At 40.3% G+C, this 1,572-nt stretch carries 1 protein-coding gene; it reads left to right on the top strand.

Translation table 11 applies throughout. The features are described 5' to 3' along the window. The first annotated feature begins 124 nt into the window (after positions 1-124). Positions 125-1,420: a M28 family metallopeptidase gene (locus ACUVXA_RS20760; RefSeq protein WP_445873200.1), complete on the top strand. Its 1,296-nt coding sequence runs from the start codon at positions 125-127 to the stop codon at positions 1,418-1,420. The last annotated feature ends 152 nt before the right edge of the window (positions 1,421-1,572 follow it).

The following is a 1,572-nucleotide window of genomic DNA, read 5'->3' as shown; positions in this document are numbered from 1 at the left end:
GAAAAGCAAAATATTAATCAGACCCACCAACCGTATTTAGTACCAGAACCTTAGGTATGGAGTATTAATATGGGTTGAATGCACAAATTTTTAATTTTGGAATAGTATTTGGAGATGTTTGTTTATGGTTAGTTACGCAAATGTTCCGGCGGAGATTAAAGAATTCATAAAGTATTTCTGTGAACAGGTTGGTCCGCGCCCTCCCTGCAGTGAACAGGAAGCCCAGGCTGCGAAGCTGTTGAAGAAAAAATTTGACGAATACTGTAACAAAACATCTATAGAGAATTTTACCTGTCGTCCCGGTGCTTATCGAGCAGCCTTCAGATGGCCTATTATTCTATATATCATATCCACCAGTTTGTACATTATCGCCAACTATTTTGGATTACAGACTTCTATTGCTTTGTTTGGGGGTTATTCGATTTTTTCTTCATTTTGGGATGCGAATTTGTTAGTATACGCTATGATTATTCTTCTGGTGGCGATTGGCATCTCCCTGTTTTCAGTAGTGGTGGTAATAGTGGGAAGCTTAATGTATACAAGGGAGACTATTGACATCTTTTTCCCGGAGAAAGGTTCAACCAATGTTATTGGGAGAATAAAACCCAGAGAAAAAGCAAAGAAACTGGTTTTAATCAGTGGACACCACGACGCAAACTGGGAGTTCCCCCTAATAAGAAAGTTTGGAAGCAAATTCACCGCGTTCCAAGCAATTCCCGTTATCTTCAACTATGTTCTCCTTCCAATACTAATAATTAGGCTAGCATTGTATATTCTCCACATACCGCTCGCCTTTCCCATAGAAATTATCCTCATAATATTACTGGTGGCTCCTATCCCAATCATGCTATATATTTATCCCAATATGGTTTCTGATACTCCGGTCATGGGTGCCAACGATAACCTAACGGGAATGGCTGTCTGCTACGAAGTAGCAAAATATATTTCCACGCGGGAGCTTCAACCCAAAAATACAGAAGTGTGGGTTGTATCCTTCGGATGCGAAGAGATTGGAGACCGAGGAAGTAAAAGGTTCGTAAAGAAATACTACAATCAGTTAAAAGACGCCTACAATGTAAACATTGATATGGTAGGCGAGAAGGAAACCTCCCTTTACATTGTGGAAAAAGAAGTTAGATCCTTAATAAAGCTGTCACCAGAAGTCATTGAAATGCTGAAGAGTATTGCCAAAAAGTTGCGAATAAAATTCAACAGCGGCTCCATAGACGCTTACACAGACGCCAAGTCCTTCGCAGAGAAGAGTATAAAGTCCGCATCAATAGTTGCCGTGGGACCCAGCAGATTTCCGAAGTACTACCACACCACCAACGATGTTATGGACAATTTAGATTACAAACAGGTGGCCGATGTGGTAAGGATCTGTTTAGAATTTATCAAGCAAATAGATGAATCCCCCTAAATCACCACAGACTTGTTTCATTGATGGCTCTAAGTAACTGAATGTAAAAATATGTGTAAATAAAAAACTTTCAATCTCCGTAGCTGGAGAACGGTTTTTGCAAGGGTTGTATCATTTTTTGCGCCCTTATGCGGAAGGTGTGGGGCGCATTT

This window comes from Candidatus Jordarchaeum sp. (genome assembly GCF_052745115.1).
This window is presented reverse-complemented; position numbering and strand designations above follow the sequence as displayed.

Bases quoted from the DNA above. Each gene is read 5' to 3' on its own strand.
- ACUVXA_RS20760 (WP_445873200.1), top strand. From the start codon at position 125: ATGGTTAGTTACGCAAATGTTCCGGCGGAGATTAAAGAATTCATAAAG.